30 protein-coding genes are annotated in these 24,929 nt (G+C 62.0%); 5 read left to right on the top strand and 25 right to left on the bottom strand.

What is annotated here, in order from left to right:
- Position 1 precedes the first annotated feature (1 nt).
- From PWP93_RS02500 to PWP93_RS02510, 3 genes are read right to left on the bottom strand one after another with little or no spacing between them, the layout of a single operon-like run.
- Complete coding sequence (locus PWP93_RS02500; protein WP_421043341.1) at positions 2-871, bottom strand: head-tail connector protein; 870 nt, start codon at positions 869-871, stop codon at positions 2-4.
- A 23-nt stretch (positions 872-894) separates the two neighbouring features.
- A complete protein-coding gene (locus tag PWP93_RS02505; RefSeq protein ID WP_421043342.1) occupies positions 895-1,365 on the bottom strand; it encodes a hypothetical protein in 471 nt (156 codons plus the stop codon).
- An 18-nt stretch (positions 1,366-1,383) separates the two neighbouring features.
- Entirely contained in the window at positions 1,384-2,673 is a 1,290-nt protein-coding gene (locus tag PWP93_RS02510) for a phage major capsid protein (protein WP_421043343.1), read from the bottom strand.
- 163 nt (positions 2,674-2,836) lie between these two features.
- Here PWP93_RS02510 and PWP93_RS02515 point away from each other — a divergent pair, with 163 nt between their 5' ends.
- The gene (locus tag PWP93_RS02515) at positions 2,837-3,388 is read left to right on the top strand and encodes an HNH endonuclease (protein ID WP_421043344.1); all 552 of its coding nucleotides are present in this window, start codon (positions 2,837-2,839) and stop codon (positions 3,386-3,388) included.
- Here PWP93_RS02515 and PWP93_RS02520 read toward each other — a convergent pair.
- Genes PWP93_RS02520 through PWP93_RS02540 form a run of 5 tightly spaced genes read right to left on the bottom strand, consistent with a single transcriptional unit; the run spans position 3,383 to position 7,951 of the window.
- Positions 3,383-4,378: a S49 family peptidase gene (locus tag PWP93_RS02520; protein WP_421043345.1), complete on the bottom strand. Its 996-nt coding sequence runs from the start codon at positions 4,376-4,378 to the stop codon at positions 3,383-3,385. The two genes, PWP93_RS02515 and PWP93_RS02520, sit on opposite strands and share 6 nt — an antisense overlap.
- Positions 4,375-5,616 carry a phage portal protein gene (locus tag PWP93_RS02525; RefSeq protein WP_421044987.1) on the bottom strand — a complete coding sequence of 414 codons (1,242 nt, stop codon included), beginning with the start codon at positions 5,614-5,616 and terminating at the stop codon, positions 4,375-4,377. The genes PWP93_RS02520 and PWP93_RS02525 overlap by 4 nt, the downstream gene beginning before the upstream one ends.
- Before the next feature lie 15 nt (positions 5,617-5,631).
- On the bottom strand, positions 5,632-5,784 hold the full coding sequence (locus tag PWP93_RS02530) for a hypothetical protein (RefSeq protein ID WP_421043346.1): 153 nt from the start codon (positions 5,782-5,784) through the stop codon (positions 5,632-5,634).
- Complete coding sequence (locus PWP93_RS02535) at positions 5,781-7,514, bottom strand: terminase large subunit (protein WP_421043347.1); 1,734 nt, start codon at positions 7,512-7,514, stop codon at positions 5,781-5,783. The genes PWP93_RS02530 and PWP93_RS02535 overlap by 4 nt, the downstream gene beginning before the upstream one ends.
- Positions 7,493-7,951 (bottom strand): phage terminase small subunit P27 family, encoded by a 459-nt coding sequence (locus PWP93_RS02540; protein WP_082758265.1) that lies wholly within the window; start codon positions 7,949-7,951, stop codon positions 7,493-7,495. Before PWP93_RS02540 ends, PWP93_RS02535 begins: the two co-directional genes overlap by 22 nt.
- 173 nt (positions 7,952-8,124) lie before the next feature.
- On the opposite strand from PWP93_RS02540, the gene PWP93_RS02545 reads away from it, so the two are divergent.
- A complete protein-coding gene (locus PWP93_RS02545) occupies positions 8,125-8,253 on the top strand; it encodes a hypothetical protein (RefSeq protein WP_269435335.1) in 129 nt (42 codons plus the stop codon).
- 4 nt (positions 8,254-8,257) lie between these two features.
- Here the strand turns inward: PWP93_RS02545 and PWP93_RS02550 are convergent, their stop codons facing one another.
- Together PWP93_RS02550 and PWP93_RS02555 are read right to left on the bottom strand one after the other, a co-directional pair.
- On the bottom strand, positions 8,258-9,199 hold the full coding sequence (locus PWP93_RS02550) for a hypothetical protein (protein ID WP_421043348.1): 942 nt from the start codon (positions 9,197-9,199) through the stop codon (positions 8,258-8,260).
- A gap of 465 nt (positions 9,200-9,664) precedes the next feature.
- Positions 9,665-10,000 carry an HNH endonuclease gene (locus tag PWP93_RS02555; protein WP_197422261.1) on the bottom strand — a complete coding sequence of 112 codons (336 nt, stop codon included), beginning with the start codon at positions 9,998-10,000 and terminating at the stop codon, positions 9,665-9,667.
- A 122-nt stretch (positions 10,001-10,122) separates the two neighbouring features.
- Between PWP93_RS02555 and PWP93_RS02560 the strand changes: the two genes are divergently transcribed.
- Positions 10,123-10,626 carry a DUF3489 domain-containing protein gene (locus PWP93_RS02560; RefSeq protein WP_421043349.1) on the top strand — a complete coding sequence of 168 codons (504 nt, stop codon included), beginning with the start codon at positions 10,123-10,125 and terminating at the stop codon, positions 10,624-10,626.
- A gap of 15 nt (positions 10,627-10,641) precedes the next feature.
- On the opposite strand, the gene PWP93_RS02565 is transcribed toward PWP93_RS02560, so the two are convergent.
- The 15 genes from PWP93_RS02565 to PWP93_RS02635 all read right to left on the bottom strand — a co-directional run bounded on the left by PWP93_RS02565 (position 10,642) and on the right by PWP93_RS02635 (position 23,498).
- On the bottom strand, positions 10,642-11,898 hold the full coding sequence (locus PWP93_RS02565) for a site-specific DNA-methyltransferase (protein ID WP_421043350.1): 1,257 nt from the start codon (positions 11,896-11,898) through the stop codon (positions 10,642-10,644).
- Positions 11,891-13,279 (bottom strand): site-specific DNA-methyltransferase, encoded by a 1,389-nt coding sequence (locus tag PWP93_RS02570; RefSeq protein ID WP_421044988.1) that lies wholly within the window; start codon positions 13,277-13,279, stop codon positions 11,891-11,893. Before PWP93_RS02570 ends, PWP93_RS02565 begins: the two co-directional genes overlap by 8 nt.
- 194 nt (positions 13,280-13,473) lie before the next feature.
- The gene (locus tag PWP93_RS02575; protein ID WP_421043351.1) at positions 13,474-13,857 is read right to left on the bottom strand and encodes a DUF6362 family protein; all 384 of its coding nucleotides are present in this window, start codon (positions 13,855-13,857) and stop codon (positions 13,474-13,476) included.
- Positions 13,850-14,065 (bottom strand): hypothetical protein, encoded by a 216-nt coding sequence (locus tag PWP93_RS02580; RefSeq protein ID WP_421043352.1) that lies wholly within the window; start codon positions 14,063-14,065, stop codon positions 13,850-13,852. Before PWP93_RS02580 ends, PWP93_RS02575 begins: the two co-directional genes overlap by 8 nt.
- A 1-nt stretch (position 14,066) precedes the next feature.
- Positions 14,067-14,531 (bottom strand): crossover junction endodeoxyribonuclease RuvC, encoded by a 465-nt coding sequence (locus tag PWP93_RS02585; protein WP_421043353.1) that lies wholly within the window; start codon positions 14,529-14,531, stop codon positions 14,067-14,069.
- Between the two features lie 142 nt (positions 14,532-14,673).
- Entirely contained in the window at positions 14,674-16,950 is a 2,277-nt protein-coding gene (locus PWP93_RS02590; protein ID WP_421043354.1) for a phage/plasmid primase, P4 family, read from the bottom strand.
- A gap of 22 nt (positions 16,951-16,972) precedes the next feature.
- Positions 16,973-17,710, bottom strand: coding sequence for a hypothetical protein (locus PWP93_RS02595; protein WP_059538815.1), 738 nt, complete (start codon positions 17,708-17,710; stop codon positions 16,973-16,975).
- Positions 17,707-18,171 (bottom strand): DUF6511 domain-containing protein, encoded by a 465-nt coding sequence (locus PWP93_RS02600; RefSeq protein WP_421043355.1) that lies wholly within the window; start codon positions 18,169-18,171, stop codon positions 17,707-17,709. The genes PWP93_RS02595 and PWP93_RS02600 overlap by 4 nt, the downstream gene beginning before the upstream one ends.
- Positions 18,172-18,185: 14 nt before the next feature.
- On the bottom strand, positions 18,186-18,812 hold the full coding sequence (locus tag PWP93_RS02605; RefSeq protein ID WP_421043356.1) for a hypothetical protein: 627 nt from the start codon (positions 18,810-18,812) through the stop codon (positions 18,186-18,188).
- Positions 18,813-18,814: 2 nt separating this feature from the next.
- Complete coding sequence (locus PWP93_RS02610; protein WP_059538813.1) at positions 18,815-19,636, bottom strand: ATP-binding protein; 822 nt, start codon at positions 19,634-19,636, stop codon at positions 18,815-18,817.
- The gene (locus PWP93_RS02615) at positions 19,636-20,385 is read right to left on the bottom strand and encodes a Bro-N domain-containing protein (protein ID WP_421043357.1); all 750 of its coding nucleotides are present in this window, start codon (positions 20,383-20,385) and stop codon (positions 19,636-19,638) included. Before PWP93_RS02615 ends, PWP93_RS02610 begins: the two co-directional genes overlap by 1 nt.
- 2 nt (positions 20,386-20,387) lie before the next feature.
- Positions 20,388-20,873, bottom strand: a complete 486-nt coding sequence (locus PWP93_RS02620; RefSeq protein ID WP_421043358.1) for a hypothetical protein — start codon at positions 20,871-20,873, stop codon at positions 20,388-20,390.
- An 11-nt stretch (positions 20,874-20,884) separates the two neighbouring features.
- The gene (locus PWP93_RS02625) at positions 20,885-21,121 is read right to left on the bottom strand and encodes a helix-turn-helix domain-containing protein (protein ID WP_421043359.1); all 237 of its coding nucleotides are present in this window, start codon (positions 21,119-21,121) and stop codon (positions 20,885-20,887) included.
- A 183-nt stretch (positions 21,122-21,304) separates the two neighbouring features.
- Positions 21,305-22,306, bottom strand: a complete 1,002-nt coding sequence (locus tag PWP93_RS02630; RefSeq protein WP_421043360.1) for a hypothetical protein — start codon at positions 22,304-22,306, stop codon at positions 21,305-21,307.
- On the bottom strand, positions 22,269-23,498 hold the full coding sequence (locus tag PWP93_RS02635) for a hypothetical protein (RefSeq protein WP_421043361.1): 1,230 nt from the start codon (positions 23,496-23,498) through the stop codon (positions 22,269-22,271). The genes PWP93_RS02630 and PWP93_RS02635 overlap by 38 nt, the downstream gene beginning before the upstream one ends.
- Before the next feature lie 202 nt (positions 23,499-23,700).
- On the opposite strand from PWP93_RS02635, the gene PWP93_RS02640 reads away from it, so the two are divergent.
- Together PWP93_RS02640 and PWP93_RS02645 are read left to right on the top strand one after the other, a co-directional pair.
- Positions 23,701-24,021, top strand: a complete 321-nt coding sequence (locus PWP93_RS02640; protein WP_059538925.1) for a helix-turn-helix domain-containing protein — start codon at positions 23,701-23,703, stop codon at positions 24,019-24,021.
- The gene (locus PWP93_RS02645; RefSeq protein WP_421043362.1) at positions 24,018-24,929 is read left to right on the top strand and encodes an ImmA/IrrE family metallo-endopeptidase; all 912 of its coding nucleotides are present in this window, start codon (positions 24,018-24,020) and stop codon (positions 24,927-24,929) included. The genes PWP93_RS02640 and PWP93_RS02645 overlap by 4 nt, the downstream gene beginning before the upstream one ends.

A 24,929-nucleotide genomic window follows, 5' to 3' on the forward strand; every position in this document is an offset into this window, starting at 1 on the left:
ATCATGGCAACGACATCCGGTAGGGATCGAGGAGGCCCGCTACAAACGGCAGTTCCTCGACCTTGCCCCGGTTCAGGATGGCCACTTCTTCGCGGTTCTCGTACAGCGAGCCGGTGCGCAGCAGGATCCAGTTGCGGATGCCCTCGGGCACCGGCTCCGCACCACCGTAGACATAGCTCGTGCCGCTGCCTGCGTCCGATAGGGTGACCGCGTTGCCGATGGGATCCTGCAGGTCATAGAGGCCCGCGTTCGCAGCCGTCACCGTGTACGGGACGTCAACCTGCAATGGCGTCGGTAACGCTCCGCCCGAATTGAAGAACCGGACGGTATTGCCGACGGCGCACGTGACTGGGCCGCGCACCTGAATCTGCGTCGACGGTAGACTGCCCGGGACTGTGCACACCGACATGTAGCCGGCGTCATACGTCACGGTGACCGCGCCGATCTGTGGCAGGGGGATCGGCCAGATTTTTCCGAATCCGGGCGTAATGATCGCGGGCATCAGCGCCGCGTTGGCGACGTAGTCGGCCGGATCCATCGTCTGCGGCGTGCCGTTCATGTCGAGATAATCGATCGAGACAACATCGACGAGCGGCGCGTGAGGGAGCACGATCGCAAAGGCCGGATAGTTGATCACGTGCTCGAACGGCAACGGCGTGCCGATCCCAGACATCGGGAACCGGTCCAGCACGAGCTGATAGCGCGCGTGGAGCAGCTGCTGGCGCGTGATCGTCTCAGCGGCTATCCGGGCGGTGGTTACGAGCGAGGTGATCAGCGTGTCCTGCGCGTCGTCAGTCACGCGCAGGTGCAGTTTCGCCTCGTTGAGATTCACGGGCTCGCCGGCAGGCCGCTGCAGTAGGATTTCCGGCATGGGTCAGTCCGGCAACGATGGACTCAGACGATCTGGACGACGCTCGCGTCGCCGAGATTGACCGGAATCGGCGCCGACGCATCCACCGGCGGATCGAAGCGGCCTCCGACACCAAACAGGTATGCGGCAACAAACGAGGCTGCTGTGCCGACCGTGAGCGAGAGCTGCACGAACGCGTAGCCGTTGTTCGTATCGACGTCGCCGCTGCGGAAATTGACGAGTGCCTGCACGTTGGCGCCACTGGCCGCCTGGATCGTCGTGATCGCCTTGTTGGGCAAGTCCTTGGCACCGGTGCCAGTTGCATCCTGCGCTTGCCGGACCTTAGCGTCGAGCGTGGCGTTTGTGCCCATCACGCCGGTACCGATCAATGCGAGGAACGTATGGAAATTCTGCACCGGCACCCACGCAGTGGTAACGGTGCCGGCAGGCTGGTTGGCGGGATCGATCGAGGTCAGCAAAGCCTCGAAATCGGTGGGTTTCAGACTCGGAAACATAATGGGATCCTCCCGGGATCAGCGCGCCGCGAGCTGGATGAACGGCGACAGGTTGTTGGTGCCGTTGGCCGGCTTGATCGGGTTGGTGATGGCGGGCTGCCCGTCCAGACGGAACACTGTCCGGAACGCCATCGCGTCGGCGTCGAAATACAGGTGCATGGACGTCGCCGTCTCGATGCCCGAGGCCTTCTTGATGGTGCGGTAGTACGACATGTCGAGCAGGATCACGTCGCCCTGCGACGAGAAGCTCTTCGCGTGCTGCGACACGAACACTGGGCGGCCAAGAAGCATCCCGTACGGGGACTCCTGAGCACCAGCCGAGATCGGCAGGTAGATCGGGTAGTTGCCGAGCGTGAGCGTGAAGAGCGCAGGCAGCACATCATTGTTCACGAGCCAGATAGCGCGACCGAACGATCCCGGTGGCAAGCGCGAGATCATCTTCGAGAGGTTCGAGATGGTCAGCGTCTGCGTGGCCTGACCGGAATCCTTCGAGACCACGATCGCGGCATTAGCCTGCAGTGCGCCAATTGGCATGCCGTTGCCGGCACCGAAGAGCAGCGACTCATTGGTCTTCCAGCGGATCGAGTCGCCGATCTTGCGGTTCAGGTATTGACCAAGCGCCGGACCATCGGCGATCAGTTCATCCGTGAGCGGCACGAGCGCCATCATCTTGTGCAGGTACTGCGTCGTGGCCGACAGCTTGGGCTTGGTCGCCGTGCCAGTATTGGCTTCGGCCTGCCAGTACGCGCGGATCCCGTCGGTGCCCCACGGCGTTGTCTCGTCCTTCGGGAACACCATCGAGTTGCCCTCGATGTCGTAGTCGTCGGTGTAGGGCAACAGCGCATCCTCGCCGAGCGAGAGCGTGAAGATGTCGCGCGAGAACTCCGGCGGAATCAGGAAGCCTCCATCCGGACCAGAGCCTTCGCCGCCGTATGTGCCGGGCGCGACCGCACCATAACGCAACCGGTCGTCGGCGCGCATCGGGTTGACTGTGGCAGTGTGCACCGAGCGGGCGAATTCGCCGAGCGTCTGGAAGCCGCGCCTCGGATCCTGTTCGATGTTTGCCGACACGCTGATCCGTGCACCGTCGGGAATCGTTACGCCGGCCGTGCGTTCGGCCTCGATTAGCGCTTCCTCCCGTTCGATCTGGCGCTGCGTGGCCTGGATCGATGCCATTAGCGAGTCGTACTGCGTTGCCTCGGTTCCGTTCAGGTCACGGTCTTCGGCGTGGGCAGCATCGACTAGCTTGCGCGCGTCAGCAACCTGTGTCGCCTTGCGCTGCTGGAGGGTGCGGAGGGTTTTGCTCATATCAAGCTCCAGAAATAAAAAAACCGCACGAGGCGGGTTCAAGGTTTGATGCATGGGTACCGTTTGTCTGTGCGGCCTCGCTGAGGTCGACCGCTGCTATGCTGACGCGCGAGAAGTCGACAATTCGCCTGAGGCAGGAACTGTTCATTAGAGGACACCTGTTATGACGCCGCGCAGCATCCAGTCCCACCTGAAACCGTATTCGATCCTCGCTAGCCGGCGCACAACGATTGCCCATGCGTTTGCATCGGCGCTGGCGCCGTTTGACCCATATATCGAATCCGATGTGATTAACGCGCTGATCGCATTGGGGCAAACCGATCTGCCGCACTTGGTGTGTGTCTATTGCTCGTTGCCTGCCACCACCTGGGACCATCTGGTGGGCTTGGTGAAGGACGGCCAGCTCAACGGGTATGGGCACCAGATCGGCAATCTCGTTCCATGCTGTGGCCCGTGCAACTTCCGAAAAGGCGGCAAGGATTTCCACGAGTTCGTGAGGGCAGGCAAAGGCACGGATGAGGAGAAAACGGACCTCATTAGGAAACTTGACGCTCATCTACAACGTGCAACTAGGGTTTCGGCTCCCGCCGTCGGATCGCAAGCTGCGGCCGCTAAAAGGAAATTCGACGACCTGCAAAGGCAGATTCTCGACTTGATGAAGCAAGCCGATGAACAGGCCGCGATCGTGCGCCAGCTGATCCGAGTTGACTTATAGGCTCGCGAGATCAAGTGCCCGGCGACGCAGTTCAAGCCGGTGGCCGGACGTGGGTTGCGGCACTTGGGCTTCCGTGGTCGCGCGCGCTGAGATCGAATCGTTCGGCGCGTGGGCGTGTGCGCGACTTTTCGTAGACTTCGCCAGATTGGCCAGTACTTGACCGAAGGTGCGGATGTCATCGATCATCCCGGCTTCCTTCGCGGCCTGTGCGCCGAGCACACGCCCTTGGCCCATGCCATCACGCACCGTGGCAACCGGCACGCCCCGATTACGCGCGACCGCCTTCGTGAAGGCACCGTAGTAATCGTCGACACGGCTTTGCATGAAGGCCTGCGCATCTGCGGAAAGCGGGCCGTATGGGTTGCCTTCAGTCTTGTACTTGCCGGCCGAAATTAGCGTGGTCGTGACACCGGCATCGGCCAGCGCCTTCGACCAGTCCTCGTGCGCCGACCACACGCCGATCGAGCCGACTTCGCCACCGGGCGTCACATAAAACTCGCTCGCGGCGCTGCCGAGCCAGTACGCGGCGCTGGCCGCCAGGCTGTTCGCGATCGTGACGACCGGTTTCTGGCCACGCGCCTGGTAGATCTCGTCGGCCAGTTCCTGCACGCCGTAGACGCTGCCACCGGGCGAGTCAATGTCGATCAGGACGGCATCGACCGAGTCGTCAGCCAGCGCGGAGCGGAGCGCCTGCGCGAACATCTGCGTGCTCATGGATCCGGGGCCGGAAATATCATCCGCCATGTTGCCACGCTGCGTGACGACACCGTACATCGGCAGTACGGCGATCGAGCCGTTGCCTGCTCGCGCGCTTGCCCCTCGTCGGGCTGCCACGGTTGCTGAGTCGGTTTGGACCGCACTCATCGTATCTGCATCGGCGACGGCACCAAGCGACCAGCGCGCGATCACCCCGGCGAAGGCCGACAGCCGCTCGGGCATGATGGCCCACGGGGTCGAGAGGAATTCAGAGATCAGGAGTGCGTGTTTCATTCAGTATTCCTGGCATCGTCGGACGTTTCATCGGACTCGTCGGGTGCGAGTTGCGTGGTTGCAGGGGCACTCGCTGCATCACTTTCCTCGATCATGTTGAGTGGCCGTAGCGGTTCGTCGAGCCCGTCGAGCGGATCGAGCGATTCCATGCGGCGCGCCTCGTTACGCGTGAGCCAGCCATCGAGAATCCCGTTGTGGTAGTACATCGCCCGGGCCTGCGCATCGCCGCGCAACAGCGCCGTGACCGGAAACTCGACGTTCATGGCATCGTCCGTAGCGAGGAAGTGGTAGCGGATCGCTTCCTCCCAGCGCACGAGCCACGGACGCAGGGTATGGATCACGAACTCGAGCGACTGCTGCTCAATGTTCGAGAAGGTCGCCTTGTCCAGGTCACCGATCATGTGCGGCGGGATCCGGAACAGCCGTGCGATCTCAGACACGGAGAACTTACGCGTCTCGATGAACTGGATGTCCTCGTTCTTTAAGCCCAGCTCGTGATACTTCATCCCGAACTCGAGGATGGCCGTCTTGTGCCGGTTGCGACCGGTCTGCTGCCGCTGCCATGCCTCGCGGAATTCACGGCGCTTCTCGTCGGACGGGAACGCATTCGGCATTTCGATCCAGCCACCCGGCGTCGCGTCGTTCATGAAAAAACGCATCCCGTAGTCCTGCGCGGCGAGTCCACCGGCAACAGCCTCGCGTGCGGCCGTAATCGGGTTGTAGCCGACGATGCCGTCCGGCGACAGGCCGCGCAGGTGGAACACTTCGCTTCGTGCGAGCACGATCTCGCTGCCGTCACGGCGCGTATACCGGTAGCGCCACTGCGTATCGGACAGCAGTTCGATCGTCACACGATCCGGATGCAGCGGCAGCAGGTCCGTCACTTCGCCCCGGCTGTTCGAGACGATCTGCGCGAACGCATTGCCGCGCAGTGTGCAGTGTCCCTGCAGCATCTCCCGGAATTCCAGCGGATTCTGGAAATCATTGGGCCTTATGGCGAGCAGCCGGTAAAGCCAGTGGTTGCGCAACGGCGTCTTCCGTCCATCATGCCGCTCGCGGTACAGCATGAACGGCAGTGTTGAGACGGATTCGGCGAGCACGCGCACGCAGGCGAATACGGCCGTGAGCCGCATTGCCGCATCGGCGTTGACCGAGTGCGGCGTGCCCCGAAACGGCACCGGCGAGAACCAGAAATCGCCCCACGGAGACCGGTCACCGGTGTCCGCGTTCAGGCGCATCGATAGCAGCACGGATCACTTCCTCGCGACGAGCGCGCCGAACACTGTGAAAGCGAGCACAAGCGAGCCAACCGCTACCAGTGCCGCTGGAATGCTGATAAGCGCGACGCCCGAGCCGATCAGGGAAATACCGGTCAGCAGGGAAGCGTTGTAGGTCAGCGGGCTCATACGATCATCAAGGAATAGTCGTCGGGCATCTTCGGGGTGCCGTCACCGACGAGCGCGCGCGACAGCGCCATGATCAGCGCGACAATGCCGTCGATCTTGTTCTCCGGGCGCTCCTTGCGCGGGTAGATATTGTCCTTCGCGTCGAGGTGAGCGACCACGTTGCTCACCATCCAGCCCAATACCGGATCGCCGTCGTGGATCAGCCGGCGCTGCAGCACGAGCGCTTCGAGTGCCTTCATCGGTTCCGAGAAATTCAGCACGGTCGGGCGCACCTCGATCATCGGGAGGCCTTCGGCGAGCATCCGGGTCGACAATTGCGTCGCCTGGAAGGGATCGAACGCCACGCCCTGTACCTGAAAGCGGCTCGACATTTCGATCAGGTCGGCCTCGATCCACCCGAAATCGATCACGTTGCCAGGCGTGACGGTGAGCCGGCCATTGCGCATCCAGCCCGCGTACTGGCTGTTGCTGGTCGCCATCACGGTGTCCTCGGGCAGGTAGTAACGACCGAAGATGGCATATCCGCCTTCGATCTCGGGATGCGCGAACAGCAGCATCAGCGCGGCGATATCCGTTTTGCTCGCGAGGTCGAGTCCGATCCAGCAGGACTGTCCCGCAAACGTATCGAGATCGAGCGCAGCATCGGCGCACCGGTCCCACGCCCGCATATCCATCCACGCGGTGTCGGCGTTGACCCACTCGTTGAGGTGCTTGGTCTTGAAGTTGTTGACCGCGCTCGGCAACTGCATGGCCTTGGCCTGCAGGGGCACCAGTACCTCGGGCTGGGCCGAGATGCCCCAGTTCGGATTCGCCTTGATCAGCGCTTCCTCAGTCGTCCAGTCGTCACCGTCGTCGAGGCCGTACACGATGCCGAACTGACTGTCGTCCTCGAACACGCCCTCAAGCAGCTTCGTGACGAAGGTGCGGATCTCGTAGCAGATCCCGGCCCGGTTGCTGCCCGCCGTCGTGATCACCCACAGCAGCGAGTTGTTCCGTTTGCCGGTTCCCGTTTCGACCACGTCGTAGACGGTGCGCGTCTTGTGGGCGTGCAGTTCATCGACGCAGCCGAAGTGGATGTTCAGGCCGTCGAGCGTGGAGCCCTCGGCGGAAAGCGCTTCGAACTTGGAGCCGGACGCCAGCACATTCATGTTGTGCGCTCCGACGGCGACACCAAAGCGCGAGCGGAATCCGGCGCTGCGCCGGGCCATCGTCTGTGCGTCGCCAAACACGATGCGCGCCTGGTCGCGTGTCGTCGCCAGCGAATACACCTCTGCGCCGCCTTCACCGTCGGCCGCGAGCATGTACAGGCCCACTGCGGACGACAGCGTCGATTTGGCGTTGCCGCGCGGCACTTCAATGTATGAGCGCCGGAAACGGCGCCGGCCATCAGCCTGCACCCAGCCGAACACGGTGGTCAGGATGAACACCTGCCACGGCTCGAGCGTGATTGACTCACCGGCCAGCGGCCCCTTGACGTGGGGCAGCCGCTCGATGAACGCGCACAGGTTGTCCGCGGGCGCAAACGGCTTGCCGGACTTGTCCGCGAGCTTCGGATTGAACCGATACGGACTGCTCTTGCCCTTGAAGCGGGCGAGATCATTCAGTTGTCGCTGGCAGGCGAGCTTGACCCAGCGGCAGGCGGTAATTTCGCCTGCGACCACTGCCTCGGCGTAACGTTTCGCCGTGGCACCGTAGCGGCTGGCGGCCATCAGCCGGCAATCTCCGACCATGGATCGAGCTCGTCTGCCGCTTCGACCGGTAGCGTGACGCGCGAGCGCGACGCCGGTGTGAATCCCATCTCGGTGGCCGCCTTGGTCATGATCTGCGCCTGCTTGTTGACAATCGCGAGGTACGGCGACTGCATTGGTACGCCAGTGTTCGGTGCCTTGATCAGCAAACCGGTCTTGGCGAGGCCTGCCTGCGCTTTGCGATACAGATCGGCGGCACACGCCCAGACCTCGAGGACGGACATATCGAGCCGTTTGAGCAGATGCGCCGGCGCGTTTTCGATCGCGTAGCGCCAGGCGTCCTTTGCCCCTTCGCTCATGTACTCGGGCGGGTCGACCAGATCGCCTGGCGGCTGTGGCTCGCGCGAATTGGTCCGGCATTTCTGCAGCGTGCCCTTGATCTTCTTGACGGTGGTGGGGAGGGGTTTTCGGCCAGCCATAGCTGTCGGTTAGATGACGTTTGGCAGCAACGGGGATTGCCGCGCGAGCGGTGGTGTTCAACGACCACGCTCATTTCGTCAAAAAAACGGGATTAATTTCTTCGTGGTCAACCGGACAATGGTTTTGGTTTCACCCACGGCGGGTGGCCACATTAACCTTCAGTGGAGTCAACATGGAAAAGCACGATCTCGACAATCACGCCAATCAACTCAACCCCGAAAACGATGCGTATTGGCAATCTCGCGGGGAAGACGAGCGGCCCGATGACTGGCAAGACCGACTGCAAGACGAGGAGCAGTAAATAGTCATCCTAGAATCTTCGGCCACGGGCGGGTACCAGGTTTGGCGCCCGCCTCAATCACGGCATCCCGATGGCTTTTCCACATCGTCCGATATCGATCCTCATTCACGGTTACGATTTGCGCAATGTGGCCTGGTCGGTGTTGGCGTACAAGCAGCACCGTGAAGGCGTGCGCCGCGACGAACAAGGGAATAGGTGGACCGATGTTCGGATCCGTGTCGCGCACGATGGCTGTTTCCCACAAGCTACAGAAACGCCGAAGCGTAAGTTTGCGCTCGCCGGTTCGTACGTTCGCGAGCCATTGCGGCTCGACCCGCGCCCACGCGGCGAAGGTTTTGAGTAACGGTTTCTTTTTCGGGATCGAGCGATTCCGCACGCCACTCACCAACACTGAGGTGACGTCGATAAGACGGTCAATCGGCAGTCGATACCAGTTGCGTTTTTTATCGAGCGTCGCCGTCTCCTGCTCCAGGATCTCCGCAGATACTGACGGCGTGACAAGGGTGAAAAGCGGGTTCGGAATTCGATTGGGAATCCAATCCATGCAAAACTCAAGGTCCCAACAGGCCAGCCAGTCGAGCAGCGCATTCCAGATGAACGCATGCAGCGACTCACGTGCATCCTCCCAGCTTTGCGCCGCATGAAATTCAGACCAAAGCCGGGGCGCATCGAAGTCGCGTTCATTCAGGTCCGCAAAGAACTCAGGCTTTCCATGGCCGGTGGCGAGTAGATATTCACGAAATTTTGTGAATCCCTCCTCGGTCGAGCGCAGCTGCATGTAGTGCCTGGAATACTCGTCCAATTCTTGGGCTAGTCTCAATGAGCGGGCGTAGTTCTTGCGGCTCTGATCAAATCTCGGGCTGATTGCAACGTAGTCAGCTAAGGGGGATGGCCTCTGTTCGCGAACGCTTGGCAGATGAGCGAAAACTTGAATAGCCTCATCCATCGAGCACTCGTTCACACGTGCAAACTGCGCTACGACAGAGCGACGAATCCGCGTGTCTCCTTCGGGGAACTTTGACAACCGTTCCCCCGCCCGTATCGACATTCCGGTCATTTCCGTAAATAGCGGCCCAAGCTTCTTTCCGGTTATAGATAGAGCCAGCTGTAGCGTGAATTGGTCAAACATGGAGCAATCGGGCAGTGATTTGACCCGCACAGGATAGCAAGACCGAGCCGAACTCATGTTCGAGTCTTAAGCTAGAGGACTGTAATCCCCCCCTGTTTCATTTTGCACGCGCAAAAATTCAGGCACGCGCACGATCCCGGGGCCGACGGCCTCAGAGATTCGATCCCCCCTCGGGGTCCATCGATGCCGCTGCGGGCGCCCACGTGGCCACATGTCGCGCCCCGTTTGCGCTGACGCGGCAGTTTCGTTCAGGCGCGCAGCGAGGCGCACACAGCGCGTTTGTCAGCGAGCCAGCCGACGGAGAGCGCGCTGCGCTGTTTCCGTGGCGGTCTTGCGGTTGTGGCACGGCGTGCACAGCGACTGCAGGTTGATCCAGTCGAAGCGCGCACCGCCATCCTTGATCGGCACGACGTGGTCAACGACCCTGGCGGTAACGGTCTGACCGCGTCTCGCGCAATGCGCGCACAGCGGATGTGCCCGCAGATACGCAGCACGACATTGCTGCCAGGCCATCGACTTGTAGAAGCCAAGCTCCGCGTCAAACGTCCGCCGTGCGCGACCGTAATCGCGATGCTCCCATCCACGGTGCGCCGCGCAATAGCCGGGTGAAGCTAGCACCGCCGCGCATCCAGGAAACCGACAGGGTGTCGGCGCTCGACGCGGCATTAGCAATTCAGCTTGGCTTTGCGATTGAACAGCGTGTTCATGGAGTCGTCATCCACCACGAGAGGAGTACGACCATGAGCACCATCGAACTGACGCCCGCCCAACACGCGATCCTCACGTACGCGATCAACCACACCAGCGGCAAGATCGACTGGTTTCCCGACAACATAAAGGGCGGCGCTCGCAAGAAGGTGATCGATGGCCTGTCGAACCGCGCCCTGATCACCACCGACGGCACCGATTGGTTTGTGGCTGCCGAGGGTTACGATGCGCTGGGTGTACCGCGCCCTGAACTGGTCGCATCCGTCGATCCTGAGATGGAGGTTGCAGTCGAAACCGCCGAAGCAAACCTCGGGATCAAGGCACCACGCCGCGCGCGCGAGAACAGCAAGCAGGCACTGGTGATCACAATGCTGCGCCGACCGGAAGGCGCCACGATCGCGCAGATCTGCGAGGCGACCAGCTGGCAAAGCCACACGGTGCGAGGCACGCTGGCCGGCGCTCTGAAGAAGAAACTCGGACTCAACGTCACATCCGACAAACAGGGCGAGGAACGCATCTACCGGATCGTCGACTGACGCCCCCGAAAATCCTCACTGAGGCTCCTGCAAAGTCTCACCGAAGCGCGCCCCATCGTGGGCGCGTATTGCTTCGGCGCCCGTGTAATCCTGCCATCGGCGCACGATCACGTCGACGTACTTCGGATCGAGTTCGATCAATCGCGCGCGTCGTCCCGATTTCTCGCTGGCGATCAGCGTCGTGCCCGAGCCACCGAACGGATCCAGCACGATGTCGCGCGTCTTGCTGCTGTTGCGCACCGCACGTTCAACGAGCTCGACCGGCTTCATCGTCGGATGCAGGTCGTTCTTCGCGGGCTTTTTGATCTGCCAGACATCGCCCTGATCGCGTGCGCCGCACCAGAAGTGATCGGCACCGTCGCGCCAGCCGTAGAGGATCGGCTCGTACTGCCGTTGGTAATCGGCGCGGCCGAGCGTGAAGGTGTTCTTGGCCCAGATGATGAACGTCGACCAGCGACCGCCAGCGACACGGAACGCCGACTGCAGCGTATCGAGCTCGCTCGACGACATGGCGATGTACACGGCGCCCTTGGTGACTGTCAGGATGTTCTGACAGGCTGCGGTCAGAAACGCCTCGAAACCTTCGCCGAGATTGTCGTTCAGGATCGGGCGATTCTTGCCGCGCAGCTTGTCCTTCGCAGTGTTCGCGTAGTTGACGTTGTACGGCGGATCCGTGAACACCATGTCGGCCAGCTCATCGCCGAGCAGCGTCTTGTACGATTCGGCCTTCGTTGCATCGCCACACAACAGCCGATGCTCGCCGAGCAGCCAGACATCACCAGAACGTGACACCGGGATCTCATCGACCTCCGGGACGGCATCTTCGTCGGTTTGCCCGCCGTGATCCGGTTCGTCGCCGGCGATCAGCGCATCCCATTCGTCGGTGCTGAAGCCGGTGAGCGCGAGATCGATGCCAGCGTCCTTCAGCTCGGCCAGCTCGAGGCCTAGCAGCTTATCGTCCCACGATGCGTTCTCGCCGATCTTGTTGTCGGCCAGGATCAGCGCGCGACGCTGGATGTCGGTCAGGTGCGTCATCGGCACCACCGGCACTTCGGTGAGTCCGAGCTTGCGCGCCGCGAGCAGACGACCATGGCCGGCGATGACGTTGTTCTGGCCATCGACCAGGATCGGCGCACCCCAGCCAAACTCGATGATGCTCGAGGCGATCTGCGCCACCTGTGCATCGGAATGCTGCTTGGCGTTCCGCGCATACGGGATCAGCACGTCGACCGGTCGCAACTCGATTTTGACGTTAGTGACCGGATTACGCATGGGCGACCTCGTCGATGGCGACACGTTCAGCTCCGACCTGCTCGAAGGACCGTCCGGAGCTCGCCAGTGTCACCTCGGCGTCCGGGTAGTGCTGCAGGAAGCGGCGGATCGCGACATCCACGTATTCGGGTGCGATCTCGACTGCACGGCAGCGACGGCGCGTGCGTTCCGCCGCGAGCAGTGACGTGCCGGAGCCATTAAACGGCTCGAACACTACGTCACTCGCATCGGAGAACGCCAGCATCACGTGCTCAGGAAGTGCGACCGGAAATACCGCCGGGTGATCGATGCCTTCTCCGATCGTGCCCTTGTGGCGCATGATCCGGATCACGCTGTCGGGGATGCGGGTGTCCTGCGTTGGCGTGCCGGCGTGCGACCAGCCGCCGACCTCGCCATCCTTCTTGCGCATTGCGGTCGACGAGCCATCGGCACGCAGATGCGATTCCTGACCGGCGTGCTTGCACGGCACGATCTTGTTCGGACGCCGCGCTTCGCGGTTGAAATGGAAAACGAACTCGAAGCTCGGCGCGAGGCGGCCGTTCCAGTCACCGGGCATTCCCGGGCCCTGATCCCACACATACCAGCCGAAGCGCCGCCAGCCGGACGCGTGCATCCACTGCAGCCAGCCGTCCCAGTAGGGGATGACTTCATTGTCGCGATGGATCAGCCCGAGATTGACGAGCACCTGGCCGTCTGTGGCCATCGGCAGTGCGGCAAACACGCCGCGCATCAAGCCGTCCCAATCGACGATCGTGTTTGTGTAGTCGCGCTGGCTGCCGTAGGGCGGGCTGGTGAAGCACAACGATGCGCGATCCTCGCCCATCAGCGTCGCGATGACCGTCGGATCGGCAGCATCACCGCAGATGAGCCGATGCGTGCCAATCTGCCACACATCACCGGCCCGAGCGACCGGCGTGGTCGGTGCCTCCGGCACATCGTCAGCGGCGTCGTCGCCATCGACCGACTCGGATTCATTGTCGCCGAGCAGCTCCGCAATCTCGTTGTCATCGAAGCCGGTCAGATCAAGGTCGAACCCGGCCGCCTGCAGATCGGCCAGCTCGAGCGACAGCAGCTCACCATCCCAGCCCGCGCGTTCCGTGAGTTTGTTCTCCGCGAGGATGAACGCGCGCTTCTGCGTCTCGGACAGGTGCGCGAGTTCGATCACGGGCACCTCGGTCATCGCAAGCTGGCGCGCAGCGAGGAGGCGACCGTGACCAGCGATGACGCCGCGGTGACCATCGACCAGCACCGGGTTGTTGAAGCCAAATTCCCGGATACTCGCCGCAATCTGGGCGATCTGCTCATCGCTGTGCGTGCGCGCGTTACGGGCGTACGGGATCAGCGACTCGATCGGACGATAGTCGATTTGAAGGGCCGGCATCGGCAGCGGAAATAAAAAACCCGCGCGAGCGAGGCTCATCGCGGGCAAGAGAGGAGGGGGCGGTGCGAGATCCACCTCTCGCAACCATAGCCGGAATCTTAGCGAAATTTCCTCAAAATGCGACACCCTGGAAATCGTGGGATCTTGGTATGGTTCTGCATATGCTTGAAGGATCCCTTAACGACCCGCAACGTCTATTGATTCCCGGTGTCGAGTTGCTGGACGATGTGCTGCATGGCGCTATCCCACCGGCGCTGGGCAGTCCGCGCGACGCAGCCGAAACGCTTCGCGATGTCTTCCCAACGATGCCGTTCGGCACGCATCCAGACAAGATGCCGCTGTTCCTCTTCGAGCCACTGCACCCAGCGCATCGTTTCCAGCATCCGGTCGACCGCAGATGGTGACGGCGGCAACGGACGGCACTCGCGATCCTCGTTCGCAAGTGCTTCCCATTCGCGGCGCACGAATTCCGGCCAGACGTTGAAGTAGCCCTGAACACGCACGGGCGGCAGACGGTGGCTGGTTTCTGCTGCCTCGACAAAGCGTGCTGCCACAGTATCGACGCTCCACTCAGCCATGGCGACCTCCGTGGCCGGGCGGGCCATAGAGCCGGTTGCCGATCCGGCGCACGAATTCACGCTCGATGAAATCCAGCCGCTCGTCATGCTCGGCGATGACGAGGATACGTTGCTGCTGCCAGCCATCGCGCTTGGTCGCTTCCAGATCCACGGTCACGGGCTGATGGCGGGCAAGCGAGGACGGGGAGTGCGGAGCCGGGATCTTCATCTCACTCCCCCTGCGTGTCAGCGGCCCAGTGGAGCAGCGCCAGCGCGTCGGCTTCGTTGTCGTCGGCCACGGCATGTCCGAGCGCGCGCATCGCGGCGATGACTTCATCCTTGCTCGCATTGCCCCGGCCAGTCGCGTGCTTCTTGATCGTGCCCACCGGCACACCCTGGTAGGGGATACGGTGGTGCTCGCACCATGCCGAGAGCGTGGCGAGGAATCCGCCATACGCATGTGCTGCGTCGACACCGGCATGACGGCGCACTTCCTCGAAGTACACAGCGTGAATATCCCCGGCGCTGCCGCGCAGTTCCGAGAGCGAGCGACGAAAGCGCAGAAAGCGCATGCCACCGCCTTCGAAACGCTGCGGCCGGAAGTGCTGCGCGCCGCTCGTGATACCGCCATCACTCCGCCGCAGCGCCCAGCCGGTGGTCGTGCCCAGATCAAGGGCGAGAATCGTCGTGATCATGATTGCAGTCGTTCCTGTTGGGGAGGAACGGCGCAGCCGGCAGAGCAAAACGTAATACCCTTGTGTGCGCGCGCACGCGCACGCGTATAAGAGTTACGTTGTAATGCGCCGGCTGCGCCGTTCGGCATGTTTGAATGGCGACTCAGTTGTCGGCGTATGGGGTGTATGCGGGCGTATGCGGGTGCTTGAGGTCGATGCCCCTGAAACCGCGCAGACCTGCGGTGTTTTTCCATTGCTCGCATCCACGCGTGATGAGCAGATCGGAAAACCGCCGTTGTGATCCAACAAACTCCCCGGCGGATTCGGCCCATTGCTTCCAGTCGTTGAACAATTCCGCAGTCAGCGACTTCGCGTTGGCCTCGCGTACACAGCGTTCGTCGAGCCAGCGGCCCAGCGCATCCTCGGCCTCGAAATACTCGTCGGTCGCGTCCTTCACCTGTTGCGGTGGATCAAGCCGCCCGAGACGTTGCCAGTCGAGGCAGCCCTGAACTGCCCAGGCCAGAATGCCGTCGCGCTCGGCCAGGAGCTTCTGCTGGAGCAGCTTGTCGCGGCGCTCGGGCGGTATGGTGATCGTGAACGGGATCAGGTGCAGACGCCGCTTCATCGCTTCGTCGATGTTGCGGATCGCAGGCTTGTGGTTACCGGCAACGAACAACTTGAACTGCGGGAGAAACTCGAAGAAGTCCTGCCGCATGAAGCGCGCGGAGATCTTGTCGCCACCCGTGAGGTTTTTGATCTTTGACTCGGCCCAGCGCCGTCCCTGTTCGGTTTCGATGGCCGACACGAAGCGCGCGCCACGCAGGCTAGCCATGTCGGTCGGGTGCCTGTCGTTGCGCGTTTCCATGAATGTGTCCATCGGCGCGTTAGTGGCGTAGTCGCCGAGGATCGTTGCCAGCGTGTTGACGAATACCGACTTGCCGTTCGCGCCCGTGCCGTAGAGGAAGAACAGCGCGTGCTCCTGCGTCGAACCGGTGAGCGCGTAGCCCGCCGTCCGTTGCAGATAGGCCTGTAGCTCGATATCCCCGCCCGTGACCTCGGTGAGGAACTGCCGCCAGATAGGACAGTTGCCACTTTGGGTCGCTGTGGTGACCCGAGTCATCCGGTCGGTACGGTCGTGCGCACGTTGCCTGCCAGTCGTGAGATCGACCACGCCACCCGGCGTGTTGAGCAGCCACGGGTCGGCGTCCCATTCGGCGGTGGTGGCCGCATGTCGGCGATCCGATCGAGCCAGCCGTTCGACACCAGCGACCGTGCCAGAACTGGCGAGCCTGGCGGCAATCTTCGGGTTTTCTGCACGCACGGCCGTGTGACGGCACACGCTACGGATCAGGTCGGTAGCGGCCAGGGTGTCTTCGGAGCGCCAGCGATGGCCATCCCACATCATCCAGCGCCCCCATGCGGACACGTAGCGCCAGTCGCGGTAGTAACGGCGGGTGAAGGCCAGCGCCAGCGCGTCTTCCGTGCCCCACACGGATTCGTCGCTGCCGACGGCGGGTTCCTGTTCGACGTCGACGTTGTAGATCTGGGCACGCGGGGCGTGGGCGAGAAAGGCTGCGAGATCGAAACCCTCAGCCATTGCATCCGCTGCATCCCATCCTTCTGATGCTTCCTCGGGCGGATACAGGATGTGGCAGGATTTTGCGCCTGCCGTGAGGATGGCCTGTGCTGCCTGCGTGGCGTATTCCCAGCCGGGTTTGTCGCGGTCGGGCCAGATGAGCACGGCCTTCTCCGCGAGTGGAGACCAGTCGGTCTTCTCGACGGGCGCGTTCGCACCGTGCATCGCCGTGGTAGCGACGATGCCTGCGTTGATCAGCGTCTGCGCGCATTTCTCGCCCTCGACCAGGACCACCTGCGAGGCGTCGACCATGCCCGGCTGGTTGTAGAGAGGGCGCGGATTGGGCGGGGCCATCTTGCGGCGCTTCGCATCCCACGGCCGGAATTCCTTCTTCCGGCCCGGTGGATCGTAGCGGTAGACGACAGCGATCAGCTGGCCACTAGCATCAAGGTAGTCCCACTTCGCCGTGGCCGGGCCAAGATCGTCGATCGGCGCTTCCTTTTTCGTGCGTCGTTTCGGCGTGAGGGCGCTCTGTCCAATCAGCTCGCGTGCCTCCTGCAGCACGCGCGGGAAATCGACGTGAGCGTTGACACCGAGCCATGCCGCGATCAGATCGAAGATGTCGCCGCCGTCACCGGTAGCGCGGTCGGTCCACAATCCGGCCTTCTCTCCGGCGAGCACTATTTCCAGGCTGTCGCCCGGGCTACCCAATACGTCACCGACAAGGAACAGACCCCGGCGCTGCTTGCCTGCGGGGTACAGGACGGTGAGGACCGATTCGATATGGGCAATCAATGTCGCGCGGATCTCGTCACGGTTCGTGTCCTCATGTACGGAGGACGGGATGTCGTTGAAATCGATCATTTTGAGTTCTCCCCGATTGCGGTTATGGCCGTGTGTTCCAGCAGCGGTCCTGCCACGCGCACATCCGGCATTCGAAGTGAGTGGGATCGTTGAATGCGCGTGGCAGTCGCTCGCCGGTGTCGCTCGCGCTGATCACCGTCACAGCACGGTCGGACATGCGTTGCGCAAGCACTGCATCGAACGGAACCAGCTCGATGTACAGATCCATCGTGTCGGCGTTGATTGCGGTGAACACGGCAGGATGCTCGTGCAGACCGAGATAGGCCTGATAGAGCGCGACCTGTGCGGCATAGATGGGTTTGGCGACGGCGAGCCGGTGCTTGAGCAATTCACGCCACGACTTGCCACCGAGGCACTTGTTCTCCCAGAGCGCCGGATAGCTGACGTCGTCGGGACCACCGACGAGCACACCGTCGATATGCCCCTGCAACCGGCCGTCGAGTGCCGAGAAGCCGAACTGCTCGCCGTCGGCCTTGCGCGTGCGCAGATCGAATCCGGCATCACGCAGCCACGCGACCATGCAGTCCTCCATGACATGGCCACGCTCGAAGATGCGCAGCATGCGGCCCGGAACGTCGCGACCGTGATCGACAGCAGTGCGTTCGTACTCGTACTGCAATGCACGTTCGCACGCGGCTCCCAGACGCGAGGCACCGAGATATGTGCGACTGCCCTCACGCTTGCTCGTGCGCTGCATGCCGGCATCGATCAACGTGGTAATTCGTTCCGACAGCGTGGACGAAGAATTGAAATCCATCATTGCGCGACCTCCCACGGCAGGTCGTCTGCCATATCGGCAAACGGATCGCGCGGTGGCGTCGTTCCGCGCACGGTGGACTGGCGCGTCGCCTCGTGGTGCGAGACCATCTGTTCCGTCCAGCAGGTGACGATCGCCTCAATCACACGCAGGGCTTCTTCCTCGGCATACGCGCCGAGGGGCTTGTCGAAACCAATCTCGCCAGCGGCTTCGCCGAAGGCCTTGAGGCACCGCTTCATTGCGGCGCATTCGACTTCAGTCGGATCAATCATCGTGTTCTCCGCAAGGGTTGCGCCGCCGTCCAGGGCACGAAGCCTGGTGCCGTACAACGCATGGAAGGCGTCCTGGCAGCGTCGCGAGCAGAACGCCCAGTCAATCGGGTAGCGCCGGGGATTGCCGATACCGTGACGGGTATCGGCATGCGTGAGTCCCCGGGCCTGACGGGTGCAGACCCAGCATTTCATTGGGGATCTCCGCGTCAGGCCCAGGCAGGTTTGCCCGCCGGTGCCGGTCGGGTCGTGGTCGGCGCAGGACGGAAAGTTGGCGGGGTCTGTGCCGGAGCACCCGACTGGCCGCCGGAGCCCGAAGGCTTCGCGGCACTGCCCATGAATGCGGGGTAGTCGGCGTGATCCGGTTCGACCGCCATGCGCACGACGTTGCGGTCATCGCCGCGCGCATCCTTCTCGATGTCCACGCGCACGAGGAACTCGATGCCATCGAGATCGGCGAAGCTCTCGATGCGGCGGGCAGCCGATGCCTGCGGACTGTTGTCCTGCGGAGGGACGTGACGAGCGCTGTTGAGAATTGCGCGGATGAAGCTGCGCCCCATCTGCCCCCAGGTCGGCCCCTTGCGGGAGTGGAGGCCAATGTTCGTCCACATCTTGCGTTTGGCATACGGGCCGTCGGTCACGACAAATTCACAGGCCAGATAGACCGAGCCCGTCTCGAACGATTCGGTCGCGTACCCGCCAGTCCAGCCCTGCTCGGGATCGTCATGGCCGCCGGGTTTGATGGTCATGCGAACCGGTACGACGGTGCCCTTCGGGATCAGCTCAAAACCAGCGTGCTGGGCATCGGCATCGTTGAAGTCGTTCCATTGGGACATGATCAGTTCCTCGTCGTCGGGGATTGGGTCGCTGCGGCTGCGCATTTACGGATCAGCGCGTGGAGATCGGGCGGCTCGAGCAGGTCGAGCTGACCAGAGCGATCCTTGGCCGGATAGCCGTAGGGGTTGAGCGTGTGGGTGACGAACGCGCGATAGGATGTGCCGTCGTCGGCCTTGATCTCGGCGAGTGTGACGACCTCGTCGACGATGCCAGGCAGCTCGGCGGCAGTCTTCGAGCCTTCGATCTGCGGGGTGAACACCTTGCGGTTGAAATCGTCGACACGCTCGTCGAGAATCGCGACGAACACGACGTTCTTGCCGCGCGCATGCTGCAGATGGGTCAGTGCCGCGAGCATTTCCGTGCCAAGCAGGCCATAGGCACCGCGCATGTCGGGCTTGCCCGTGCGATCGGACACGGCCTGCGGCTGGGTTCTGGCCCAGATCAGTGCCAGACGCGCGAGCACGGTGATGCTGTCGACGAAGTACGTGTCGTAGCGGACCAGCTGCGCCGGATCGCCGAAGCGTTCGCATACGTGGTGGAAATGCGCGTCCGAGAACGGCACCTCCGGTGGCAGGGCCGGGTTGGGGCCTGCGAGGAACACGACGAGATCGCGGAATTCCGGCCAGGTAGCCGGGCGCATGCAGTCGCCTTGCCAGTCGCGCACTGCGAGGTCACCCGCCTCGAGATCGACGAACAGGGTGGTGGCCTCGGGCAACGTCCGGAGCAGGCTGGTCTTGCCGATACCGCTCTTGCCGAGCACGGCGATCTTGACGCCTTGGCGCTCGGCTAGCCGCTGGTCAGCGGTGATGATGGGCAGAGCCATTACGCGGCCTCCTTCAGCAGCTCGGCGACTGCCGGATTCCAGAGAATCTGGTAGCCCGAGTGACCGTTGCGTGAGTACGGCATGGCCTCGGCCCACGCTTCGCCAGCCGAGGTGAGCTCCCACTCGTCGCGGTCGTTGCGCATCTGCAGGCCGTGACGCGCAAGACGCTGGTTTGCGGCTTTCGCCGAGATGCTCAGAAGCTGGCCAACCTGCGTGGCGTTGAGCGAGCAGATGGGTGCATCCGTCGCGGGCAACGCGCGGCGCAGCGTTTCGACGGCGATACCGGTGTTCTCGTGGATACAGGTCAGCGTTGCAGCCATCGCAATGCCGGCCTTGACGCCAGGGACCTTCGCCACGGCCTCGCCGATCAGGAGGATCGACGACACGCGGTCCTGGGTCGGTGCGTGCAGGCTGGCGACGGCGTTGTAGCTGCCGGTCTTGCGAATGGCGGGCAGCACTTCGCTCGTGACCCAGCGCTTGAAGCGTTTTGCCGCGTCCTTGGTGCTGCCGAGGATCAGGGCATACAACCCCGATTCGTTGACGTGGTTCTGGCGCTGACGGCCGCCTGGCGTAAGGGTGTCCAACTTCTGGACATCCTCGTCATCGACATGCGATTCGACGGCCTGGCGCGGATTACCGAACTCGAGCACAGTGCACACGTCATTGGCGTTGAACCACGGCTGGCCAGCGTCATCGACATGGACGCGCACTGCGTGGGCTTCGAATTCGAACGGAAGGATATTCGTCATGATCAGGCTCCCATGTCGTTGAGGAGGGCCAGCCGGAAAGTCGGCTTACCGGGTTTGGTGGTACGAGCCGGCGCAAACTGCTCGCGCAATGCCGGCGCCCAGTTCGAGAAGCGTGATTCGGGAATCGACAGCTCAACGTCCACGTAGTCCTCTGCTCGCTCACCGGCAGCCGTGATGCGTGCGGCCATCTTGGACAGGCCTTCCTGGTCCCAGGACACGCGGCGCGGCAGTTCGAACGTGATGCGCAGCGTGCCGTCGGACACGTGTGTAGTGCCGAAGTCGCGACCGGAGTCACGCAGAGCTGCGCGAGCCTGTTCGCCGTAAGCGGCATCGAGCGCCGCGTCGAACTTCGCGCGGGCCGATTTCAGCCATTCGCTGGCTTCGGCGAGGTTGCGGTGGATTTCGGCTTTCTGGGCCGCAGGAAGAGCCGCGAGCTCGGCCACGGACATGGCCGCGAGGTCGGCGGGGAAAATCGTCATATCGGTCATGGCGATTCCCCTTACTGGTTCATCGAAGCGTGGACGGCTGCAGTCGCTTTCCCTTCGAAGGGTTCGGACGTGCTTCGGCGCAGGCTTTCCGTTTCGTAGGCTTCGACATCCTCGAGGCGGTACAGGACGCGCCCTTGCAGTTTCATGAAGACGGGGCCGATGCCATCGGAGCGCCAGCGTTCGAGGGTGGCCTCGCTGATGTCCCAGCGTTCAGCCAGATCGCGTTGATTGAGGTGTTTGACGGTCACGTTTTTCTCCTTTCGAGTGGTTGCGAAAACGTGAGGTCATGTTCGAATTCGGGATGTACGGGCGTCAGCCAACGCCATGTACGGGCTGATGTACGGGCTCAGACGGAGCCAGAAAAATCCGGGCCCTGAAAGCAAAAAACCGCCCGAAGGCGGTTGTACGTGAAGCCGAATGTCGGCGCAGGTCTACTCCAGCTTGATGCCATATCCGGCGTCGTCATGTGTGATGTAGTCGAGCCACTGGCCGTTGCTGCTAAAAATGCTCGGCACGCGCTTGCCGCGTGCTGCCTCCTTTGAGCCGTGAGCAGCAACCAGAATGTCACCGGCAGAAACGCGGGTGCGGCCGTTTTCGAACTGTTCGACTAGATACTTCACCACGGCGATCTGCTTGGCACCCTTGATGGTCCATGGCTTGTCCGCCCTGGTGGCGATGACAAGTGTATTGCTGTACGGGTCGAAGCGAACTGGGAGCGATTTTTCCTCCTTGCTACCCGCCGGTGCTACCAGCAGGCGATGGAGCAGGTCGGTGTCGGCCTGCGGCCTGACCACGTAGTCCAGCAGGATGCTGGAGATCGGAACGATGCGGTAGCTCCGGGGTGGCAGCACGATGTCGGGCAAGGCTTGGCCTGTTGTGAAGATCAAGCCCTGTTCGGGTAGTGACGCAGCACGGAAGTGGTCGAAGACCCGGTCGATGGATGACGACAGTCCTCGCACCAACCATACATCGACCTGCGCGTCGGCGATGCGCATCTTGCCGAGGTTCCACAGCGTGCTACCAATGGCCGGCATCGTGATGCCACGGCGATGAGCCTGTGGAATTTCGAGCAGGTCCGCTAGGTAGTTCAACAGCCTGGTGTCCGAGACAGCATGAACTGCCACGAGATCAGCCGGCACGTATTTGGAGCGGAAGGTTTCAGGACAGCGGTAGCGATACCGTCCGGATTCATCTTCCTCGAGATCGACCATGACCGTTTCATCGCCGCAAGGGGCAGGGTAGCCACCTGCGTATCCGATGCATTCCGTCCATGTGTCGAGATCGCGCCGGGACAGGGCCGTCGTGCGCGACAGGCTCCACCCGGGCACGCCCAGCAGACGTTGCCCGTCCGCATCGGGGATCGGCTGGTTCGATTGTTCGAACAGTGCGAGCAGCTCAAGCAGCGAGCGCGTCGACAGGGGTATCGTCTGCACTGCCGATCTCCTTCACCAGATTCCACCTTGCCAGCAGGCGGTCGCACATTGCTCGATCTCTTTCGCGCTTGGTCTTGATGTTGCAGCGATTTTCGTCGCGCAGAATGATGGTGATCGTGCGTGCGCGATCCGTGCCGACTTTCTTGACGCGAATGGAAAGCTTCGCGTAATTGAGATGATGGTGGCGGAAATCGAAGGTTAGCGAGATCAGGGAGCGTGCAGCCGTGTAGATGTCGTCGGTGTCCTTGGCCCAGATTTTAACCAGCAGCGATCGATGGTTTTCGGATGCATAGCCGAGCTCGATCACCTTGACCGATGCGACGTTCTCACCGGAGATATCGAAATTCCGGGGTGCTGCGAGGCTCTGATAATCGTATTGCTTGAGCGGAACCTTCTCGCCGGTGATCGGCGACTGCAGCAACGAGTCTGCCGCGATGCGCGCCAGTGCTTCACGTCCGTCAGTGTCTTTCGACAGGACTTCCAGATGACCGTTGGCTGGCTCGTAGGTGACATGCGAGGACACGGCACGCACGACCTCTTGCGGCACCAGCTCACTATCCTGGACGCAATCGACGATTTCGGGCGGACGGTTATGGTGGACACTGATTTGATACAGCTCGACGTCCTCGCCGGTCTGCGTGTCCGGGCGCAGTCGCTTGAACACCTGCACAGCGACGTCTGTCGCTGCACAGCCAAGCTGTTCGGCCACGGAAATGTGGAAGGACTGACGCGCCTCCACGTCATCCAGCACCGCGAGATTTTTGGGTGCCACGTACCCTGAATAGCAGGTAGCATTTTGGCGGAATACGTCCGCCTGCCGGGAATTCAGGGCATCATCGAATTGCGACGGCGCATGGCGATACAGCCAGATGGCGCGTTCATACTGGTTACGAATCGCGGAAAACGTCGCCAGATCCTGCTCGTCGAAGAAGTCCTGGCAGACGCCGTCGATGGCGTCTTGACCTGGACCGTCGGACAGCAAAACGATGCGTTCGGCAACTTCCTCGATCTGCTGCCGTTCTCCGACATCGAGGCTTGCCAGTTCTGCTGCCATCGCCGCCCGCTGGTCCCTCTTGGTCTGGTCGTCGTCCAGATCCACCAAATCCAGGCTGAATTTATCGACCATGAATTCGTGGAATACGGCCGGCGTCACGTGGCCGAGCAATTTCGACAGATTCTCTGCATCGTTCATCGCTACCCCTTTCTCAACGTGTGGATCAGGCTGGCTTTGGTCTGTGGCCCTATTTTTTATCGAGGTGTACAGACCGATGTCGTTCGGTTTACCGAACAGATACGATTATTTCGGGACAGTGATGGGTTTGTCAAGCAGTTACGAATTCGTTCGGTCGAGTGGTATCATTTTCTGGGTGAACCGGAACGATCAGGAGATTTCAGTGCCATCCTCTCTGGGTGACAAGATCCGTGCGCGGCGCAAGGAAAAGAAGCTCAGCCTCGAGCAGTTGGCCGAACTCACCGACTCAAGCAAGAGCTATATCTGGGAGTTGGAAAACAAGGACGACCCGAAGCCGTCGGCTGAGAAGATCGGGAAGATCGCTGCCGTCCTCGATGTGACGACGGAATTTCTGCTGAACGAGTCCACGACGACTCCCGACGAGGAAGTGGTCGACGAGGCTTTCTTCCGCAAGTACAAGAGCATGTCCGAGCCGGACAAGAAAAAGATCCGCAAGATCCTGGATGCCTGGGAGGACGAATGACGGCTGTGAAAAAGCCGCAGGCTGCAGCTAATCAGATTTCGTCGATGCTGAACGCCGTGCTCGGCGTGGACCGTTTTCCGGTCAAGGTCGATGAACTGGCGCTGGAGTATTCACGGCAGTGCTTCGCGGATTCGCCGATCGACAAGGTGGTCGGCGAGGACATGGATGATTTTGAAGGCATGCTGGCTGCGAACAAGGCACGGTCGAAATGGCTTATCGTTTATAACAGCGCCGTGCGGTCGGAAGGGCGCAAGCGCTTCACCGTCGCTCACGAATTTGCCCACTACCTGATGCATCGCCATCAGCAGGACCGTTTTGAGTGCGGCACCGATGACATTGAGACGGGCGACAACAATGGGCGCGATATCGAGGCTGAGGCGGATGTCTTCGCCTCGACCCTGCTGATGCCGCTGGATGATTTCCGGCGACAGGTGGACGGACAGCCGGTCAGCTTTGATCTGCTCGGTCACTGCGCCGATCGCTACGGTGTTTCTCTGACAGCGGCAGCTTTGCGCTGGACCGAAATCGCGCCGAAGCGTGTCGTGCTGGTGGCCAGTCGCGACGACCATATGCTGTGGGCGAAATCGAACGATGCGGCGTTCAAATCGGGGGCATATTTTGCGACGCGCAGGAACACCATCGAGTTGCCTCGCCAGGCGCTTGCCCACAGCGATAATGGCTGGAGTGCAGGCGATCAGCAGACGGGCCGAGCGCAGCATTGGTTTCCACATGAACCTGCCAGCATGCCCGTTACCGAAATGACCCGGGTGGCAGGGCAGTACGACTATACGTTGACGCTGCTGTCGTTGCCCGACGCGGAATGGCAACGGCCCCGGCATGATGATGAAGAGGCCGAGGAGGACAGCTTCGACCGGTTCGTCCGCAACGGACAACACCCGGTGCGGTAG

This window comes from Paraburkholderia sp. A1RI-2L (genome assembly GCF_048957375.1).
Lineage (GTDB): Bacteria > Pseudomonadota > Gammaproteobacteria > Burkholderiales > Burkholderiaceae > Paraburkholderia.

Coding starts and splice junctions, on each gene's coding strand:
- PWP93_RS02620 (WP_421043358.1), bottom strand. CDS start 20,873: ATGACCGATATGACGATTTTCCCCGCCGACCTCGCGGCCATGTCCGTG.
- PWP93_RS02510 (WP_421043343.1), bottom strand. CDS start 2,673: ATGAGCAAAACCCTCCGCACCCTCCAGCAGCGCAAGGCGACACAGGTT.
- PWP93_RS02560 (WP_421043349.1), top strand. CDS start 10,123: ATGAGCACCATCGAACTGACGCCCGCCCAACACGCGATCCTCACGTAC.
- PWP93_RS02635 (WP_421043361.1), bottom strand. CDS start 23,498: ATGAACGATGCAGAGAATCTGTCGAAATTGCTCGGCCACGTGACGCCG.
- PWP93_RS02645 (WP_421043362.1), top strand. CDS start 24,018: ATGACGGCTGTGAAAAAGCCGCAGGCTGCAGCTAATCAGATTTCGTCG.
- PWP93_RS02525 (WP_421044987.1), bottom strand. CDS start 5,616: ATGCGCCTGAACGCGGACACCGGTGACCGGTCTCCGTGGGGCGATTTC.
- PWP93_RS02500 (WP_421043341.1), bottom strand. CDS start 871: ATGCCGGAAATCCTACTGCAGCGGCCTGCCGGCGAGCCCGTGAATCTC.
- PWP93_RS02520 (WP_421043345.1), bottom strand. CDS start 4,378: ATGAAACACGCACTCCTGATCTCTGAATTCCTCTCGACCCCGTGGGCC.
- PWP93_RS02570 (WP_421044988.1), bottom strand. CDS start 13,279: ATGCCGGCCCTTCAAATCGACTATCGTCCGATCGAGTCGCTGATCCCG.
- PWP93_RS02540 (WP_082758265.1), bottom strand. CDS start 7,951: ATGGCTGGCCGAAAACCCCTCCCCACCACCGTCAAGAAGATCAAGGGC.
- PWP93_RS02610 (WP_059538813.1), bottom strand. CDS start 19,636: ATGGCTCTGCCCATCATCACCGCTGACCAGCGGCTAGCCGAGCGCCAA.
- PWP93_RS02575 (WP_421043351.1), bottom strand. CDS start 13,857: ATGGCTGAGTGGAGCGTCGATACTGTGGCAGCACGCTTTGTCGAGGCA.
- PWP93_RS02600 (WP_421043355.1), bottom strand. CDS start 18,171: ATGAAATGCTGGGTCTGCACCCGTCAGGCCCGGGGACTCACGCATGCC.
- PWP93_RS02550 (WP_421043348.1), bottom strand. CDS start 9,199: ATGGATGAGGCTATTCAAGTTTTCGCTCATCTGCCAAGCGTTCGCGAA.
- PWP93_RS02585 (WP_421043353.1), bottom strand. CDS start 14,531: ATGATCACGACGATTCTCGCCCTTGATCTGGGCACGACCACCGGCTGG.
- PWP93_RS02530 (WP_421043346.1), bottom strand. CDS start 5,784: ATGAGCCCGCTGACCTACAACGCTTCCCTGCTGACCGGTATTTCCCTG.
- PWP93_RS02615 (WP_421043357.1), bottom strand. CDS start 20,385: ATGACGAATATCCTTCCGTTCGAATTCGAAGCCCACGCAGTGCGCGTC.
- PWP93_RS02565 (WP_421043350.1), bottom strand. CDS start 11,898: ATGCGTAATCCGGTCACTAACGTCAAAATCGAGTTGCGACCGGTCGAC.
- PWP93_RS02590 (WP_421043354.1), bottom strand. CDS start 16,950: ATGATCGATTTCAACGACATCCCGTCCTCCGTACATGAGGACACGAAC.
- PWP93_RS02515 (WP_421043344.1), top strand. CDS start 2,837: ATGACGCCGCGCAGCATCCAGTCCCACCTGAAACCGTATTCGATCCTC.
- PWP93_RS02605 (WP_421043356.1), bottom strand. CDS start 18,812: ATGTCCCAATGGAACGACTTCAACGATGCCGATGCCCAGCACGCTGGT.
- PWP93_RS02505 (WP_421043342.1), bottom strand. CDS start 1,365: ATGTTTCCGAGTCTGAAACCCACCGATTTCGAGGCTTTGCTGACCTCG.
- PWP93_RS02595 (WP_059538815.1), bottom strand. CDS start 17,710: ATGATGGATTTCAATTCTTCGTCCACGCTGTCGGAACGAATTACCACG.
- PWP93_RS02545 (WP_269435335.1), top strand. CDS start 8,125: ATGGAAAAGCACGATCTCGACAATCACGCCAATCAACTCAACCCCGAA.
- PWP93_RS02580 (WP_421043352.1), bottom strand. CDS start 14,065: ATGAAGATCCCGGCTCCGCACTCCCCGTCCTCGCTTGCCCGCCATCAG.
- PWP93_RS02535 (WP_421043347.1), bottom strand. CDS start 7,514: ATGGTCGGAGATTGCCGGCTGATGGCCGCCAGCCGCTACGGTGCCACG.